Origin of the sequence: uncultured Tateyamaria sp. (assembly GCF_947487805.1) — a bacterium.
Lineage (GTDB): Bacteria > Pseudomonadota > Alphaproteobacteria > Rhodobacterales > Rhodobacteraceae > Tateyamaria.
This window is the reverse complement of record NZ_CANKXW010000011.1, coordinates 39869-56782: the sequence shown is the minus strand read 5'-3', so window position 1 is coordinate 56782 and position 16914 is coordinate 39869. Positions and strand designations below refer to the sequence as shown.

Below are 16914 nucleotides of genomic sequence, written 5' to 3'. Positions count from 1 at the left end.
CGCGTAATTTTCTACGCGACGAGGGCCAGCGTCGCAAACGGACCCACACCATATCTGGCGGAGTTCTGTGCAACCTCAACTGAAAACAGGGTACCCAGGATTCCGTCAGCCAATTGCATCGCCGACGTGTATATCCATTCAGGCGTTGTCACCACGTGTTCGCGTACGACAGCACCATCGCGCATCAACCTGACAGTGTAGGATTCAGTCTCTTCACCCAACGGGACATCGGACAGCTCCCAATTGTCTCCATCAATCCGCGTCCGTCGGATCCACGATACATCCAGGTCCAAACCGTTGCGCTCAGCCTTGAGGTGCACGGGTTTGTAGGGTCGCAGCCCATTGCCGTCAAAGGCGCGTTCGATTTCCTGATAGGAAGGATCGTCAAGTCCACGGCGCGCAGGCCCGATCCGGAAGGTCTGGGATATCCGCCTCAGATTGGGCGACAGCTCGATTTGCTGAGGAATACCGTTCAGCAACACGACCCAAGATCCAGCCGGCCATGATCCGTCAGACACGGCATCCGACCCGAGCTGACTACGCAGTCGGTGCGTCAACAAATACTGGCCCGGTCCGATCAGTTCTGCATCGCGGAACTGCATCAGCTCCCATTTGTCCGACGAACCATCACCAATGGCGATCAAATTTCCACCTGCCAGCAGCGCCGCATCAGAAATCGACGATAGCACCCCATGGTTCAGCGAGATTTCCAAAGGTGCACCAAGATCAATCCGTCCGCTCCCGGCAGGTGCCAACGCAGTTTTCGTGAACCCGATTGAGGACCGCGCTGCAATCAAAGTATTCAGGAAGAAGTTTGCATCCGTGGACGACTGATAGAGAGCGACACTTCCCGGCCACGGCGTACCGGTGGCGGCAATGTAAGGCGCGTGTTCGATCTCGGCACCGGTCAACAACGGCAGGTCAAGGAACACGGAAGTCAAAGGCACGGGCGGAACGAATTCCCGAACCGAGGCGAGCTCATCGGCGAGATCGGACGGTGTATAAACTTCCGGTTCAATCCGGACCGCCTCCAGCAATTGCATTTGGCCATGCTCCACCCGGTCGACGCGATAGCGCGAAGTGCCTTCAGACTGGTCCGCTGCGATTTCGACGACATCTCCCGCCCCTACTCCAATCTTCGAAGGTGGCAGCGCAATGCGCACCGTCTCTCTTGCGACACGCGCCTCTGTCAGCCAACGTTCGGTCACCTGTCGGCCCTCAGGGCGCGTCATCGCAAGCGCCAGATCAGTAGTAGACACCGCATGTGTCGCATCCTCGGCCAATACCGCTTCTTCGGACAGGACATCGAAATTTCCATCTGTCTGCACAAACCGCAAACGCACCCGCCCAGACAGATCCGCGTCGGATTCGCGCGACTGCTCCAGGCTGCCATTCAGATCATCGCTCAGCGCAAGCGTCTCCGGAGCCAGAACAGCAGGCCGTTCACCGGTACGCATCACGAACCGCAAAACCCCGTCCCTCTCGACCGCGTCAAACGCATAGCGCAACATCAACGGCTGCAATGCGCTCCGTGCATCAGATACATCGTCAATGACATATCCCCGCACCGTTCCGATCAACCGCGACGTGTCGTAATCCCTCAACCCGGCTCTGTCACAGATTTCTCCAACGACAGACGCCAGTGATCGGGTCGACGTCCGCCCATTGATCCAGTGGCCGCGTGGGTAATTCACGCCATCCGTCCACGTGCTGACCGAATTGGGGAAGAACGGATAAGGCCGCGTGTCCCAAGCCCAGACAAACGCCTTGGACATGTCGATCATCGGCGCTCCATAGATTTCGGAGGTCGGATTGTTGTCGCTGTCCCGCCAAAAGCTGTGCATCGCCCGCAGATACTGTTTCTGGATGAAATCGTCCCGCGCCCCGTTTGAATATTTGGGCAGGCTGCTTTCCGATGACTTGGGATCCAGGAACTTGTTGGGTTGATTGGTGCCCTTGTCAACGGCGGCACATCCCAGTTCCGTAAACCAGATAGGTTTCGAACCCGGCGCCCAATCGGTGGGGGTTTCTGCGCGCACGCCGCCGACGCGTTCGTGATGCGGGTTGGACCACCAGTTCCGGATGTCCTTGTACCGCCAAACCCACGGCTCATTGTGTTCGCCGTCCGTGATCGGTGTGCGGATCTGTGCCGCGTCCGCCTCGTCCGAGTGGTAGAACCAGTCATACCCCTCTCCACCCGCAATGTTCGACTTCAGATAGTCGAGGTCGAAAATACTGTCCCAGCTTTGCGCGTCAGTGTGATCGTTGCCCTCTCGCCAATCCGACAACGGCATATAGTTGTCGATGCCGATAAAATCGATGTTCGGGTCCGACCAAAGCGGATCAAGATGGAAATACCGGTCTCCCGTTCCATCCTGCGGTTGATAGCCAAAATATTCCGTCCAATCCGCCGCATAGCTGATCTTCGTATCCGGACCCAACAGCTTGCGCACTTCGGCCGCGAGCGCGCGCAGCTTTTCGACCACGACAAATGCGTTTCCGGCCCCGCGAATTTGAGTCAATCCACGCAATTCCGAGCCAATGCAGAATGAATCCACCCCGCCAGAATAAGCGCAAATGGCAGCGTAGTGGACGATAAAGCGTGAAAGCGACCATTCGTTCGGCGGACCGCTATAGGTAAAGACCTCACCCGTGCCGAAATGCTCTGCCTTGATCGTCCCAAAGAACGCATCGACTTCAGCGTCGGCTGCAGCCGTGCCTTCCGGCGATCCCTCGACTCCTGGCGCCCGCGACAAAGTAATACGTCCGCGCCACGGCAGGTGCGGCTGTGTTCCATCGGGATTGTATGGATCAGACAGCGTGTTGCCTTCCAGCTGGTCCATCAGGATAAAGGGATAGAACATCACCTTTTTGCCATCCTCGTTCAGCGCACGGATCGCTTCGACCACAGCGGTATCGGCGGGTGTGCCACCATAGATCGGTCGGCCATCCACGCGCGGAATTTCCTCGACCCAGACCCGCGCGGTGTGGGACACCCCCCACGGCATATTCTCACCATCGATGTCCTTGCGCTCGACCTTGGGCTTCAGCTCGCATTGACCGCAGCGCAGGTCGTTGCCAAACCATGACACAATCAGGGACGTGGCATCGCAGTTGGGCAACTCATCGTTCATCGCATCCAGCGACTCCGAAAAATCCGAACGTCCCGCAGGCGTGTTCACGTTCGCACTCCAACGGCCCAGATTGCCGTCGACATAGTTCACCGCAGTCGTCGCCAGCGCGTACTCACCCGTGCCCGGCATCAACGCGACGCCACGGATCGCGCGCGTCATCTCGTCTTCGGCGCCCTCCTGCCCCGGCTGCTCCGGGCGCACCACTTCAAACGAAAACTGCGGCACACGATTGCCGAATGCGCTCAGCGCCAGGTTTTCGATGACCACATACGCCGTGCCGCGATACGCGGGCACACGGCCCTGCCCTTCGATCGCCTCCATCAAGGGATCAGGCAACTGATCCGCAGCACCGTTATAGACGCGCATGTTCAGATCATTCGGCGACACTTCGTCCCCGTCGGCCCAAACACGGCCCACGCGCGTAATCTCGCCCTCACAAATCGCCAATGCAATGTTCACGGAATAGCTGTATTCGCGCGTGTCTGGCGTCGATGGCCCCGCCCCCTTGCCGGCACCCGGCGTCACATTGACTGTCTCGATGAAATCGGACGCCCAGATCACCTGACCGCCCATCCGCATCCGACCATAGAGCTGCGAAATAGCTGCCCCCTCACCCGAATTGGTCAGCCGGAACCGATCCACCTTGCCATGTTCGACAACGTCCGATCCTTGGCCCATGACGCGCTGGTCGATGACACGGCCCAATGTCGCCCCGACCGCGCGCCCGATGGCCACCGAAGAAAGGCCCGCAAAGGTGCCGCCCAAAGACCCGCCAACGGCGGCACCCGCGGCCGAAAGAACAACAGTCGCCATCAGCTGGCCTCCTCAAACGGAAATGCAAAACGCGCAACCACCCGGCGCGCCCATGGCGCACTCAGCGGGCTTTCAACGACACCGTGGCCGCTATACGCGTGAATGAATGTCGGGCGGTCGCCTACGGCACTCTGGATGCCCAGATGCTTGGCCACGGACGTGGCGCGCATGCGGAACAGGATGACATCGCCCGGCGCCGCCGCTTCCAGCGGTTTGGCGCGCAAATGGCGCATCGCCGCCTCCCACAACCGCTCTTCGCCCTGCGGCTCGGACCAGTCCATGGTGTAGGCGGGCGGGCGTTCGGGCTCTGCGCCGACCACATCGCGCCACACACCGCGCACAAGGCCAAGGCAATCGCAGCCCGCCTGTTTCGCGGCCATCTGGTGCACATATGGCGTGCCGATCCAGTCCCGCGCCACTGTAGTGATCCGTGATCCAGTCATCGCAAGCTCCCCCCGGAATTCGGCCCACTGCTCTTGGGATAGGCCATGACCCAATCGTCACTGGGCAGATCAGGAAAGCCCTGGAAATTGACAAGGTTGTTGAACTTCAGACGGCAGGTCTCGAACCGCTTGTCGCACCCGGTGGTCAGGCGCAGACTGTCGGACAGCCCAACCGGCCCGCGCACCGGCTCCCACAGCTCGATCCGGCGGACCGTGCCGTCAAACACATCATGCTTGATCATGCCCCAAAGGCCCGCCGCCGCACCGTCCATCACATCCAGCCGCCCGCGCTGGAACCATGCGGGTTCAAACCCCGCCAGATCGTCCCACTCAAACACGCGACCATCCGTGATCCGGTCTGCGGGACCTTCGAAACGGTACCCGGGCTGCGTCAGATCAAACCGGCAATTGCCATCACCCAGAACGGCGGTGCACGGCTTCTGATAGATCCGTCCCAGCGGTCGGTTCAGCGCCTCTGTCAACCCGCGCAGCTCGGCGTGAAACGCTCCGCCCGCACGGCGCAATTCGCCGATCGTTCCACGAAACTGCAACCAGCGGACATCCGGATCCGCCCAGTTCACCAGCCACGCGCGCACCTCGGCCCCGTCGAAACGGCCCGCCTCGATCTCGTCCTCGCGAATGGCCGCGTCGCTCAACGCGCCCAGCGCCTCGGTGTTGTCAACGCTCAGCCCCGTGCTTTGCGCCAGCGCCGAGGCAGACAGGCCTGTCTCCGCGCTGAACGTGATCCCGTCAAAGCTCAACGCCCGGTCGTGATCGGTAAACCCAAAGGTCGTTCCATCCACCCGGACAATCGCCCAAGCCCGGCACAGGGTCGTCAAACCCGTCGCCGTATGCGCCAGAAACGCATCACTCTGCCCACTCATCAGACCCGCACCTCGATGATCGGCACATTGGGCACGCTGCCCGCCTGAAAACTGGACACCGATGTCTGGATCTGGTCCGTGTCAAAGCGGACCGGCACGTCGAATTCGAACCCGGCGGTGATCTCCACATCCTCTTCGGGCGGGTGCTGGAACGTGACAAGTCCGGTGTTCACGTCGATCTCGTAATCGACGCCCTCCTTCATCTCGTCGCGGCCCAGCCCCACACGCACCGACCCCAGCACCGGTTTGGTGATGGGCCGGGCATAGCTGTTCTCGCCCGAGCGATAGACCTTGACCAAGGGGAACGCCGCCTGCACCGCATCACCGCGGGCAATCGTCTGGTCGCTGAACACCGGCTCCGCGCTGGCGGCAGAGGATTTGAAATCCGACCAGTCTTTCCAGCGAAACCCGTACATCTGCCCCATGCGCGCCTCGAAAAACGCGATCAGCGTTTCGATATCGTCCAGCGACCGCAGCCCCAGACCGGCATCATAGCGGCGGCGCGAATTCGCCCAGGGCGTGTTGCGCTCCTCGAACCCGTTGGCAAGCGTCACAACCTCGGTGCGACGCTCCGGTCCCCCGACCGAGCCAAAGCTCAAGGACGCAGGAAAGCGGACCTCATGAAATTGCATATCTTTAGCTCCCCTAAAGTCTTAACGATTGCGATTGGCACGCCCCAAGGCGCGGTTCATCTGCGCGGCAATCTGGTTTTGCGAGCGGGCAAATCCCTGCACGTCCGGCGTGGTGATGTTCATCACGACCGTGGGCGATGACCCGCCGCCGCCACGCACACCCAACTTGCCGTCAGGCCCGCGCGCCAGCGGCATGATCGCCTCTGGCCCCGCCTCACCCATCACGCCCATGCCGCCCCGCATGCCAAAGGGCGTCGCCTGGCTCACGATGCCGCCACTGGCAAAGGGCATCACCCGGCCCTGGCTGAACGGCGCGCCATCGGCAAAGGGCAGCACCCCCTGCACCAGCCCGCCTACACCACTGGCCAGCAACCCGCCCACATGGTCGGTTACCGGCTTTATTGCGGCATTGTAGGTGGCGTTGATCATCGAATTGGCCACGGTGTTCAGCGCATCCGACAGGCTCAGCCCATCAAAAACCAACCCGTCAAACGCCTTGCGCAACCCGCGCGACAGCCCTTTTTCCAGGGTGGCCACGTCCTTGCCCGTCGCCGCGAGGCTCTCGCGCATCCGGCGCAATTCGCTGTCGAAACTGGTCACCATCACGGATGTCGCATCCAGCGTCTGACGCAGACCGTCCGTATGTTCATCCAGGCCTTCGATCTCGTCTCTGTAGTCGCTCATGTGGCGCTCCCATTCGATGTCGTGTCGGGTGCCGCGTCGGGCCAGGCGGCCATCAACGCGTCCAGACCGTCGCTCAGCAACGGGGCCGTGCGGCCCGGATCACCCAACATCACTTGCAACTCCGCAGGGGTCAGCGCCCAGAACGCCTCCGGCGTCAGGCGCAATCCCTGCATGCCGGCCCGCATCAATGCGGGCCAGTCCAGGCCCTGGCTCATGCGCCCGGCACCACAAAGGCGCGCGCGATCAGCTCGGCCGCCGCACGGGCGGCACCCATGGGCCCGCCCTCGATCTCGGCATGATCCAACGCGTCAGGCGCTACTGGGCACTGACCGCCCCGCAGCCCCGCCTTGAGCAGCGCCAGCACATCCGCGCTGGAAAAACGGCCCTGCTCGAACCGCTCCACCAACGCCACCAACGACGGCTCCGCCAACGTGGCCTCCAGCCCCGCCAGCGCCCCAAGGGTCAGCCGCATGACACACGGCTGCCCGTCGATGACCAGCGTCACCTCTCCCCTCCAAGGATTGGTCATGCCCCGGCAAGCGCCGTAAACGTCAGCGCACCCGCCGATGCCAGCGACAGCTCATAGGTCGCCTCACCGTTGTGGCTGCCGCTGTATTCCAGCGCGGTCACCTGAAACGGCCCCTCGACGATGCCGAACTCGGGCACGATCACCTGAAAGGCCGGCGTTTCGCCGTCAAAGAAGATCTGGCGCGCACGTTCATCCGTGCCCTCGTCCTTGAACACGCCCGAGCCCGAAATATTGGCCGACCGCACGCCCGCACCCGCGAGCAGCTCACGCCACCCGCCCTGGCTCTCCAGGCTGGTGACATCCACCGCCTCGGCGTTAAAGCTCACACGCGTGGCCCGCAGGCCCGCAATCGTCTCGAACTGGCCGTCCGAGGTCATGTCGACCTTGATCAGCAGGTCTTTTCCGTTCTGAGCACCCATGGGTATTCTCCGTTTGAAACTAAAGGGTTATTCGTCTTCGACCCGTGCGCGAAAGGTCAGGTCGATCCGGCGGCCAGCGCCTTTGTCGATCATTACAGCCCGCGCGCGGTCAAATTTCATCGACACCAACCGGCCCCGGCTCAGCGCCATGTCGGCCTCGTGCAGCGCGTCGCATACGGCACCCGCCGCGACCTTGGCCGCATGGAACCCGGGCACATCCGTCACCACCGAGATGACAAAGCGGTGCGCTGCACCCGCGCCGGTCTTGTCATTCTCGGCCCGCACCGTCTCGCCACCAAGGCTGACATAAATGCTGGGCAACACACCGCTGGGCAGCGCGTCATAGACGGCACCATTCACCGCGTCCTGCACATCGTCATCCGTGGTCAGGGCGGCAAAAACGGCCGATTGCAGGGCGGCTGAAACGGCATAGCTCATGACACCACCTCTTCATCCGCCATACAGACCAGATACCGGCCATCCCCATCGCGCTCGGCCACCGACCGGATGTGAAACACCCGGCCCCCGTCGCGAAACCGCTGGTCCGGCAGAGGCCGTTCGGGATGGCCCATCGGCGCACCCCGCACCACGATCCTGAAGGGCACCATCGACAGCGCCGCCGCCGCCACCTGCCGCTCGCGGCCCGTGCGCGCGGTCAGCTCGGCCCAGACCACGCCCAGGGTGGTCCAGGTTTCCGCAAACCCGCCCGCCCCATCGGCCACGCGGCCCGGCGTTTCCAGCGTCAGCCGCCGGTTCAGGCGCGGCACGCTCATGACGCCCCCCCGCCCAGACGCAGCGGACGATAGCGCTCGATCAGGCTGGTCACACCAAACGGCATGCACCCCTCGCTCAGGCTCGTTTCGTCCCGGTACTCGTAATAATGCGCCGCAAGCAGCATCACCGCATGGGCCAGATCCGATGGAATGTCAGACCAGTTGGGCCCGTAGCCTGCGGTAAACGCAACCGACGCCGTGCCGCCCGCAGGCACCACCGGCAAACAGGCCCCCACCGCGCGCACACGCGGCCGGTGCGTGTCACGCTCCAGCCAGAACACATCGCTGGCCGCCGCCGTGGTTCCGCCGGTCCGGTCAATCAGGCTGATGCCCGTGACCGCGACCACCGGCGCCACCGGCAACCCATGCGCGTCCAGCCCCGCCCAGTCGGACACGGTCAGCGAAAACGCCCGCTCCAACAACGCCTTGCCCGTGCGCGCCTCTATCGCGGCGACAGCCGCCCGCAGAAAGCTGGTCAAAACAGCGTCTTGCACGCTGCTTTCCCCAAACCCGCTGCCCAGACGCAGATGCGCCTTGAATTCTTCGACCGGCAATGCGCCATCGGGCATTGTGGTCTCTTCGATCAACATCATGGAACATCTCCACACGAATTCTGCCCCTCGACCCCATCAGGTCCGGGCGCGCGCCAGTCCGCATTGCTCGGACGGAGGGGAGCAGCTAGACAACACGGCGCACTTCCAGCGCGCACCCGGGAACCAGAGGCAGGCTTGCGCCCGCCCCCGGTCATCCGCTCACACCGTTCAGGCGGTCGCGAATTTCAGCAGCTTGATCGCGGCAAAGTCGCTCACGTCACCGCCCACACGCTTGGTCGCATAGAACAGCACGTGCGGCTTGGCGCTGAAGGGATCACGCAGAACACGCAGATCGGGACGCTCGGCCACGGTGTAACCCGCAGCGAAATCACCAAAGGCAATCGCGTCAGCACCGGTTGCGGCGTCGGGCATGTCTTCGGCGATCAGCACGGGATAGCCCATCAGAACCGCAGGCTGACCGGCGGCCAGACCGTCGGTCCACAGGAAACGGCCGTCATTGTCCTTCAGCTTGCGCACGATGCCCGCCGTCTTGGAGTTCATCACGAAGGTCGCGTTGGCACGGTATTCGGCACCCAGCGCGTAAACTAGGTCGATGATCGCCTCTGCGGTCACGTCACCGTCCACACCCGTGGGCACATAGCCGAGGTTGCCCCAGGCCCACACGTCATTGTCGACAGATGTGTGCGTCAGGAAACCCTTGGGCTTGTCGATGCCGTCGCCGGACACGAAGGATGCCGCCTCTGCGCGGGCAAACTTGTCCGCGATGCGACCGGCCAGCCACGCTTCGATGTCAAACGCCGCGTCGTCCAGCAGGCGCTGCGATGCCTTGGGCAGGGCCGACAGCTCGTGCAGCGGGATGGTGATGCGGTCGATGGACGGCGTGTCCGTCTCGGTCAGGCTGGCCGTTTCTGTGGCCCAGCCGGTGCCCACATCGCCGTGGTCGACCAACACGTCATAGGACGTCGCCTCGACATTGACGACGGACGCAATGGAACGGATCGACGCCGTGGCGTTCAGAACCGATTTCACGCTCTCCGATGTCTGCGGATCGACGAGGTAACCGCCATCCGAATTCACCGCCGTCGACAGCGATTTGCCGTCCAGCTCAAGGCCGCGCAGGCCGTCATCTTCGCCCGAACGCAGATAGGCGTTGAACGCCTTCTGATGAGGGGCCCCAAAGTCGACGGCACCGGCCAGAGGGGTGCGCGCCGCAGTCATGTTTTTCCGATCCAGCATGGTCAGTCGCTCTTCTGTTTGTTGAAGTTTGGTTTGAACGTCGGCTTTGAAGCCTTTCAATTCGTTGACGAAACCGTTCATAGCTTCGGCAACTTCTTGGACTGGGGACAAACCTTCCCCGGCCCGAGCCTTAATCTCGGTCTTGCTCATAAGCATGTCCTTGATGGTGGGTTGAAATGGCGTGCGCGTCAGCGCTGTGCCAGGCTTTCGCGGGCAACCCAAAGGGCCGCCGCCATATCACGCAGCGTGTCATCGTCGAACGCGTTGCGTTCTTCCGATTTTGCCGACACCCGCGCACTGGGCAGCATCGGGAACGTGACCAAAGACACCTCCCAAAGCTCCAGTTCGGTCAAGAGCCGCTGGCCCTTGTCGTTCTTTGTGGCTTTCACCGTGCGATAGCCGATGGACAGCCCGTCAATGGCGCCCGCCTGGATCAGGTCCATCGCCTCGCGGCCCTTGGCCACCCCCGGCAGCAGACGGCCCTTGACCCACAGGCCCCGGCCATCCTCGCGGACCTCGTCCCACACACCGATGGGAAAGGCCGGATCGTGCTGCCACAGCATCTTTACGCTGCGCCCTTCGGCGGCAATCGCACCCAGCGACGCCGCATAAGCGCCAGCGCGCACAACGTCCCCGCCCTGATCGCAGGCACCAAACAGACTGGCATAGCCTTCGATCACGTGATCATCCTGCACCTTGATGCCGTCGCCAAAGCGCGCAAATTTTGTCTCCAGACCGGTCTCTGCATGCATCTGTTGTCTCCTTTTCAATGCGGAATGGCCGCCATGATTGATTGAAACCCGGTGGCCAGAATGACAGCGACCACGCCGTAAACGGTCAGCCACAGCCGTTTCTCAAGCCGCTCCATCAGCTCTTCCAGCCGGTCGAGCCGCTTGCCCAGGTTGTCGAAATGCACCGCCGTCAGGCGTTCATGCGCCTCCAGCCGCAGACCGGGCGCACAGGCGAACCGGTCCAAACCGCCGTCATCCATGGCCCTACTCCTCGGCCAAGGCGGGCAGCCCCAGCATCCGGCGCTTTTCGGCCTCGGTCAGGAAATCGGCCTGCACCACCCGCGCCCACTGCGCATCGCGTTCCGCCGACAACGCCGGCACCTGATCCAGATCGGGCGCCAGCACCACATCCTCGCCGGTATGCCCGCCCAGCCACTCGGCCAGCGCCGCCGCCACCCGCGTGGCCAGCGGCAACACGGTCAGCCGGTAAAAGGCCCGGTTGGCCTCCTGATAATTGGCATAGGTTGCATCGCCCTGGATGCCCAAGAGCATCGGCGGCACCCCAAAGGCCAATGCGATCTCCCGCGCGGCCGCCTCCTTGGTCTTCTGAAACTCCATGTCGGATGGAGAGAACCCCATAGGCTTCCAATCCAGACCACCTTCCAGCAACATCGGCCGCCCCGCGTTGCGCGCACCCGAATGGTTGGTCTCGATCTCCGACACCAGACGGTCATACTGGTCGACACTCAGATGCCCCTGACCCTCCTGCCCCTTGTAGACAATCGCCCCCGACGGACGGGCCGCATTGTCCAGCAAGGACTTCGACCACCGCGACGCCGCCGTGTGCACATCCAGCGCCATGGCAGCGGCCTGCATCGGCGAAAACCCGTAATGGTCGTCCTGCGGGTGAAAGCTCTTGATGTGACAGATCGGGCTTACCGCACCGCTGGCATCAAACCGATGCGTCTTGCCCGACACCGAATAGTCATAGGCCACCGGCCACCCATCGGCCCCCGGCACCACCGACATTCGGTCCGACCGCAACACATGCAGCTCCAGCGGCGCGCCGCTCTCACCCGCCACCGCTTCCACATAGGCATTGCCCGACAGCAACAGCTGCGCATAGAGCGCCTCCAGCAACTCCGCCCGCCCCTGACCGGGATTGGGCCGCTTGATCAACGACAGAACGGGATGCGTCTCAAACCGCTGCTCGGCATCTTGCAGCACCAGCGGCAAGGCCGCCGCCGCCTCGGCAATCAATTTGACCGACCGAAACCCCACCGGATTGCCCGAAAACCCCGACCGCGTCAGCGACACCGCATCGCGCGGGCTCCACGCCACGCGCCCGCCGGTCTGCCACGCCACGACTTTCCCCGTGGCACTGGCCTTTTGCTCCGGCGCGTCCACCGCGGCCCGGTTCCGAAAGAAATCAAACACCATTCTCGGGTCTCCTATCCGTGATCCCAAGGGCCGCCCGGCCCCGTCCATACCAACGAAAAAGGCAGCCCCATTTCAGGACTGCCCACACCACAAGGGACGGATCCCCCGTATCATCTTGCCAAATAAACTCTCCCCGAAGGGCCGTTCTGAAACTGCAGCCCGCGGGCCTACAACCCGCGCACGCCGGGCCGGCGGTACTCCCGCGCGGGCTCGATCATCAACTCGTGCAACGCCCAGACCAGCGCATCGACCCGGTCCGGCGATCCGTCACCCAGATAGCCGCGCCGCGTCATCTGCACCATCTGGTCCTCAAGCGCGGTCAGGTGCGGCGTATGTGTCACCCGCCCCTGCTCGTAAAGGGCGGCTATCGGCTCTGCGCGGGCCACCTTGCCCCGGCTGGCATGGACCGCCTTGTATGGCACCATCGGGTCGATCTGGCGGACCACCTCGCCCACCATCTGACCGCCCTGATTGACCTCCGCCACCAGCCGGTCCGCGTCCCAGGTGTCCACGGCCTCCACCGCCACCCGCGCCCATTCCGACGGGCGCGCGCCCTGCACTGAGGCGTCGCAAATCACATGCGCGGTCCACTCCTGCGGCGGGCCCTGCATATGCGCGCCGACCACGATGATCCCGCACTCATCCGCCGCCTTGCCGCTGGTGATCGCCGGATCAAGGCCCACAACAATGCGGTCAAAATGGAAAAATCCCTTCTTGTGACAGGCCGCCAACATGTCGCTGGTCCACAACGCCCCCTCGGCATCACTCAACAGCAACCCATCCAGCTCCTGCCGCCCCAGCCGCGTACCCGCATAGCGCGCCCGCACCTCCGACAGGAAAGACGCCGCCAGATTGGCGGCATTCGCCTCCGTTGGCGCGTGGGTGGTCACGGTCGAAGGCTGCTCCAGCAGCGCTTTCAGCACACCCACATTGCGCGGCGTCGTGGTCACACAGACCCGCGGATCGTCGCCCAACCGCAGCGCAAACTGCAACATGTCCCAAGTCTCCTGACCCTTCTTCCACTTGGCCAGCTCATCGACCCAGGCCGCATCAAATTGCGGCCCCCGCAACCCTTCTGGATCATGGGCCGTATGCACGGTCGCCACGGCACCATTGGGCCACTCCAGACGTTTGCGCCCGGCCTGCCACTCGGGGCGGCGATCAGGCGGCGAACAGGCCAGAATGCCGCTTTCGCCAAATATCATCACTTCCCGCACCTGGTCATGGGTCTCGCCCACCAGGGCCACACGGGTGGCGCGTCCCGGATCCGTCGGCAATGGCCCCTCAACCATCGACCGGACCCATTCGGCACCTGCACGGGTCTTGCCAGCCCCACGCCCCCCCATGATCACCCAGGACCGCCAATCGCCCTCGGGCGGCAGCTGGTGCGCCATCGCCCAAAACTCGAACAGAAAAGGGAGGGCGCCCAAAGCGCCCTCACCCAACTCATTCAGAAACGCTTCCTGCTCTGCAACAGGCGCGGATGCGACCCAGCGCGCACCGAACTTCAGCTCGGGCTGCGTCAAGGTCGAGCACAGCCCCTCCTGATCCGCGGCTTCCGCGTTTTTGCCTGGCTTCTGCAAGCGTCGTCTCCAATTTCTGGCAATTTACCAGCACCGTCCCCAAGTCCCGAAAGTTGGACCTGATGTCAGCGCCTTTGACGTCCTCCCCCATGTCGGCTCTTTCTTTGAGAGCCTTGAACGCGTTCCGCAAATCACGGAGCGAGTCCTGTACCGAAAGCAAAAGCTCCTCGGTCCGCGCTTCATCATCAAGCGCTGGGGTGTTCAGTGTCATGTGTGCATAACCTCTCATGCGTTGGGATTTCTCCGCACGAGAGAAACGAAAAAGCGACCTCCGGATTTCTCCGGGGCCGCTGACCCACTTCTTCTAGCTTGTCACAAGTTATACGTGTGACCGTTCGCAATGTCAAGCGAAATGCGTGTGCGCAAAATCCGCTAACCGTTCGGTATGATTAACAAAATCCTACTCAGAGGGTTAACAGGGGGTAAACGGCCCGCGTAACCACTTGCAATCGCTACACAACCCTTCCGTGTCCCCGCGGGGACACCCCGCACCGGCCTCCCGTAGGGTGCGCATTCACTGCGCACCTTGGCTCACGGGGCGGCGTTATCCGTCGTCCGACTGGTTCGCCCGCTCCGCCTCGATCTCGCGCCAGCGCGCCACGTTGCGGTTGTGCTCGTCCAGGGTCTCGGCAAAGGCGTGCCCGCCCGTCCCGTCCGCCACAAAGAAAACATAGGGCGTCTCGTCAGGCTGTGCCGCGGCCATCAGGCTCGCGCGTCCGGGGTTCGCAATCGGCGTCGGCGGCAGCCCTTCGATGACATAGGTGTTCCACGGCGTCGCCGCCCGCAGCTCTGACCGCCGCAGCCCGCGCCCCAGCACGCCCTGCCCGCGCGTGATCCCATAGATCACCGTCGGGTCCGTCTGCAACCGCATGCCGCGGTTGATCCGGTTTACGAACACCGACGCCACCTGCCGCCGCTCCTCGGCCACGCCGGTTTCCTTCTCGATGATCGAGGCCAGCGTCAGCAACTCTTCGGGCGAGGCCAGCGGCGTCTCCGGATCGCGCGCCTCCCAGGCGGCAGAGACCCACAGCTCCTGCTGCTCGGCCATGCGCGCCAGCACGCTGTCGCGCCCGTCTCCGGGCCGCACTTCGTAACTGTCGGGGGCCAGCGCCCCTTCGGGCGGGATCTCGTCGACATCGCCGCGCAGGATGTCCATCTCGCGCAGGGCGTTGACCACCTGCCAGCTGGTCACCCCTTCGGCCATGGCCACCCGGTACCGCGTGTCCTGCGCGGCCTTCACGGTCGCATAGATCTCCGGCGTTTCGTCCTCGCCCGGCTCAAAGGCCACACGCTCCACGAACCGGTTTGTCGCTGGGTCCAGCTCGCGCACCTGCGCGCTCAAACGGTTCACCCCGATGCGGTACACAACCTCGGTGCCGCAGGTGCTTGCCCCGCCGCGCGTGACCACATCCACGATCTCTTCCATCGACGCGCCCGGCTCCACCAGGTAGCTGCCGGCCTTGAGCTGGTCCGTCTTGCCCGCATAATCCGCCCCCGACCGGAACAGCCAGGCATGGCTGACCGCACCCTCGCGCTCCAGATCACGGCTAACGCGTGAGAAATTCGACCCCCGTTCGACCTGCAAGCAGATGGCCTGCGCCAGCGGCCCGTCACCCTCGTACTGGCCGCGCCCCCAAAGGATCACGCCCCCCACGAGGAACAGCGCCACGATCAGGAATGTGATGGCATTGGACGCGACCGCGCGCCACATCAGCTGTCGACCTTCCCAAAGATCACGCTGGCATTCGTGCCGCCAAAACCAAAGCTGTTGGACAGGGCGTAATCCACCTTGCGTTCGCGCTTGGCATTGGGGGCAAGGTCAATCGCCGTCTCCACTGCAGGATTGTCCAGGTTGATCGTCGGCGGACAAACCTGATCCCGGATCGCCAGAATCGAAAAGATCGCCTCGATTGCTCCCGCAGCGCCCAGCAGGTGCCCGGTGGCGGATTTGGTCGACGACATTGTCACATTGCCCGCGTGACCGCCCATCAGGCGCTCCACCGCGCCCAGCTCGATCGTGTCGGCCATGGTCGATGTGCCATGGGCGTTGATATAGTCGATGTCCGAAGGCTCCAGCCCAGCACTGCGCAGGGCCGCGCGCATGGACCGCTCACCGCCTTCGCCGTCCTCGGACGGGGCCGTGATGTGATAGGCGTCACCCGACAGGCCATAGCCCTTGACCTCGGCATAGATCTTGGCGCCGCGCGCCACCGCGTGCTCGTATTCCTCGAGCACGACAATGCCGGCACCTTCGCCCATGACAAACCCGTCCCGGTCTGCGTCATAGGGGCGGCTCGCCGCCTTGGGATCATCCGCCCGCTTGGTCGACAGCGCCTTGCAGGCGTTGAATCCGGCAATGCCGATCTTGCAGATCGCCGCCTCGGCGCCACCGGCCACCATGACATCCGCATCTCCGAGCATGATCAGACGGGCGGCATCGCCAATCGCATGCGCACCCGTCGAACAGGCCGTGACAACCGAATGGTTCGGCCCCTTGAACTGGTACTTGATGCTGACCTGACCGGAAATCAGGTTGATCAACGCGCCGGGGACAAAGAACGGCGACACACGGCGCGGGCCCTTCTCTTCCATCATCACGGCGGTGTTGGCGATGGAATTCAGTCCACCAATGCCCGACCCGATCAGAACGCCGGTGCGTTCGCGGTCTTCGGTGCCCTCGGGCATCCAGCCGGAATCCTCGACCGCCTGCTGCGCCGCCGCCATGCCGAACATGATAAAGGTGTCGACCTTGCGCTGCTCCTTGGGGGCCATGTAGGCGTCTGCGTTGAACGTGCCGTCCGACCCGTCGCCCAAAGGCACTTCGCAGGCATAGGTGGTGGCCAGCCCCTCGGGATCAAACCCCGTGATCGGCCCCGCCCCGGACTGTCCATCCAGAATACGGCTCCAGCTGGCCTCGACCCCATCAGCGAGCGGGGTCACCAGACCCAATCCTGTCACAACCACTCTGCGCATCTGCTCATGCCCTTTCATTCATCGTGCCGCCTCATACAGTGGCGGGCCCGTTCTGTTCAAGCCCCCCAAGACGCCGAGGCCCCCAG

18 protein-coding genes are annotated in these 16914 nt (G+C 63.4%); all 18 read right to left on the bottom strand.

Annotated elements, in window-relative coordinates:
- Positions 1–11: 11 nt before the first annotated feature.
- Positions 12–3947, bottom strand: coding sequence for a glycoside hydrolase/phage tail family protein (locus Q0949_RS20005; RefSeq protein WP_299376690.1), 3936 nt, complete (start codon positions 3945–3947; stop codon positions 12–14).
- A complete protein-coding gene (locus Q0949_RS20000; RefSeq protein ID WP_299376687.1) occupies positions 3947–4390 on the bottom strand; it encodes an NlpC/P60 family protein in 444 nt (147 codons plus the stop codon). The genes Q0949_RS20005 and Q0949_RS20000 overlap by 1 nt, the downstream gene beginning before the upstream one ends.
- Positions 4387–5274, bottom strand: a complete 888-nt coding sequence (locus Q0949_RS19995; protein WP_299376684.1) for a DUF2163 domain-containing protein — start codon at positions 5272–5274, stop codon at positions 4387–4389. The genes Q0949_RS20000 and Q0949_RS19995 overlap by 4 nt, the downstream gene beginning before the upstream one ends.
- Positions 5274–5906, bottom strand: a complete 633-nt coding sequence (locus Q0949_RS19990) for a DUF2460 domain-containing protein (protein WP_299376682.1) — start codon at positions 5904–5906, stop codon at positions 5274–5276. The genes Q0949_RS19995 and Q0949_RS19990 overlap by 1 nt, the downstream gene beginning before the upstream one ends.
- A 21-nt stretch (positions 5907–5927) precedes the next feature.
- The gene (locus tag Q0949_RS19985) at positions 5928–6590 is read right to left on the bottom strand and encodes a phage tail tape measure protein (protein ID WP_299376679.1); all 663 of its coding nucleotides are present in this window, start codon (positions 6588–6590) and stop codon (positions 5928–5930) included.
- Positions 6587–6805: a rcc01693 family protein gene (locus Q0949_RS19980; protein WP_299376677.1), complete on the bottom strand. Its 219-nt coding sequence runs from the start codon at positions 6803–6805 to the stop codon at positions 6587–6589. Before Q0949_RS19980 ends, Q0949_RS19985 begins: the two co-directional genes overlap by 4 nt.
- Positions 6802–7119: a gene transfer agent family protein gene (locus tag Q0949_RS19975; RefSeq protein WP_299376674.1), complete on the bottom strand. Its 318-nt coding sequence runs from the start codon at positions 7117–7119 to the stop codon at positions 6802–6804. The genes Q0949_RS19980 and Q0949_RS19975 overlap by 4 nt, the downstream gene beginning before the upstream one ends.
- On the bottom strand, positions 7116–7538 hold the full coding sequence (locus Q0949_RS19970; RefSeq protein WP_299376671.1) for a phage major tail protein, TP901-1 family: 423 nt from the start codon (positions 7536–7538) through the stop codon (positions 7116–7118). Before Q0949_RS19970 ends, Q0949_RS19975 begins: the two co-directional genes overlap by 4 nt.
- Before the next feature lie 27 nt (positions 7539–7565).
- Positions 7566–7976, bottom strand: coding sequence for a DUF3168 domain-containing protein (locus Q0949_RS19965; protein WP_299376668.1), 411 nt, complete (start codon positions 7974–7976; stop codon positions 7566–7568).
- Entirely contained in the window at positions 7973–8311 is a 339-nt protein-coding gene (locus Q0949_RS19960; protein WP_299376665.1) for a phage head closure protein, read from the bottom strand. The genes Q0949_RS19965 and Q0949_RS19960 overlap by 4 nt, the downstream gene beginning before the upstream one ends.
- The gene (locus Q0949_RS19955; RefSeq protein ID WP_299376662.1) at positions 8308–8904 is read right to left on the bottom strand and encodes a head-tail connector protein; all 597 of its coding nucleotides are present in this window, start codon (positions 8902–8904) and stop codon (positions 8308–8310) included. The genes Q0949_RS19960 and Q0949_RS19955 overlap by 4 nt, the downstream gene beginning before the upstream one ends.
- Before the next feature lie 168 nt (positions 8905–9072).
- Positions 9073–10251, bottom strand: coding sequence for a phage major capsid protein (locus tag Q0949_RS19950; RefSeq protein ID WP_299376660.1), 1179 nt, complete (start codon positions 10249–10251; stop codon positions 9073–9075).
- A 38-nt stretch (positions 10252–10289) separates the two neighbouring features.
- Positions 10290–10853 carry an HK97 family phage prohead protease gene (locus tag Q0949_RS19945; protein ID WP_299376657.1) on the bottom strand — a complete coding sequence of 188 codons (564 nt, stop codon included), beginning with the start codon at positions 10851–10853 and terminating at the stop codon, positions 10290–10292.
- Between the two features lie 14 nt (positions 10854–10867).
- The gene (locus Q0949_RS19940; RefSeq protein ID WP_299376654.1) at positions 10868–11092 is read right to left on the bottom strand and encodes a hypothetical protein; all 225 of its coding nucleotides are present in this window, start codon (positions 11090–11092) and stop codon (positions 10868–10870) included.
- 4 nt (positions 11093–11096) lie between these two features.
- Complete coding sequence (locus Q0949_RS19935; RefSeq protein ID WP_299376651.1) at positions 11097–12272, bottom strand: phage portal protein; 1176 nt, start codon at positions 12270–12272, stop codon at positions 11097–11099.
- Positions 12273–12439: 167 nt separating this feature from the next.
- Complete coding sequence (locus Q0949_RS19930) at positions 12440–13666, bottom strand: terminase family protein (protein WP_299376921.1); 1227 nt, start codon at positions 13664–13666, stop codon at positions 12440–12442.
- Between the two features lie 733 nt (positions 13667–14399).
- A complete protein-coding gene (gene mltG / locus Q0949_RS19925) occupies positions 14400–15566 on the bottom strand; it encodes an endolytic transglycosylase MltG (protein WP_299376648.1) in 1167 nt (388 codons plus the stop codon).
- Positions 15566–16828, bottom strand: coding sequence for a beta-ketoacyl-ACP synthase II (fabF, locus tag Q0949_RS19920; RefSeq protein ID WP_299376645.1), 1263 nt, complete (start codon positions 16826–16828; stop codon positions 15566–15568). The genes mltG and fabF overlap by 1 nt, the downstream gene beginning before the upstream one ends.
- Between the last annotated feature and the right edge of the window lie 86 nt (positions 16829–16914).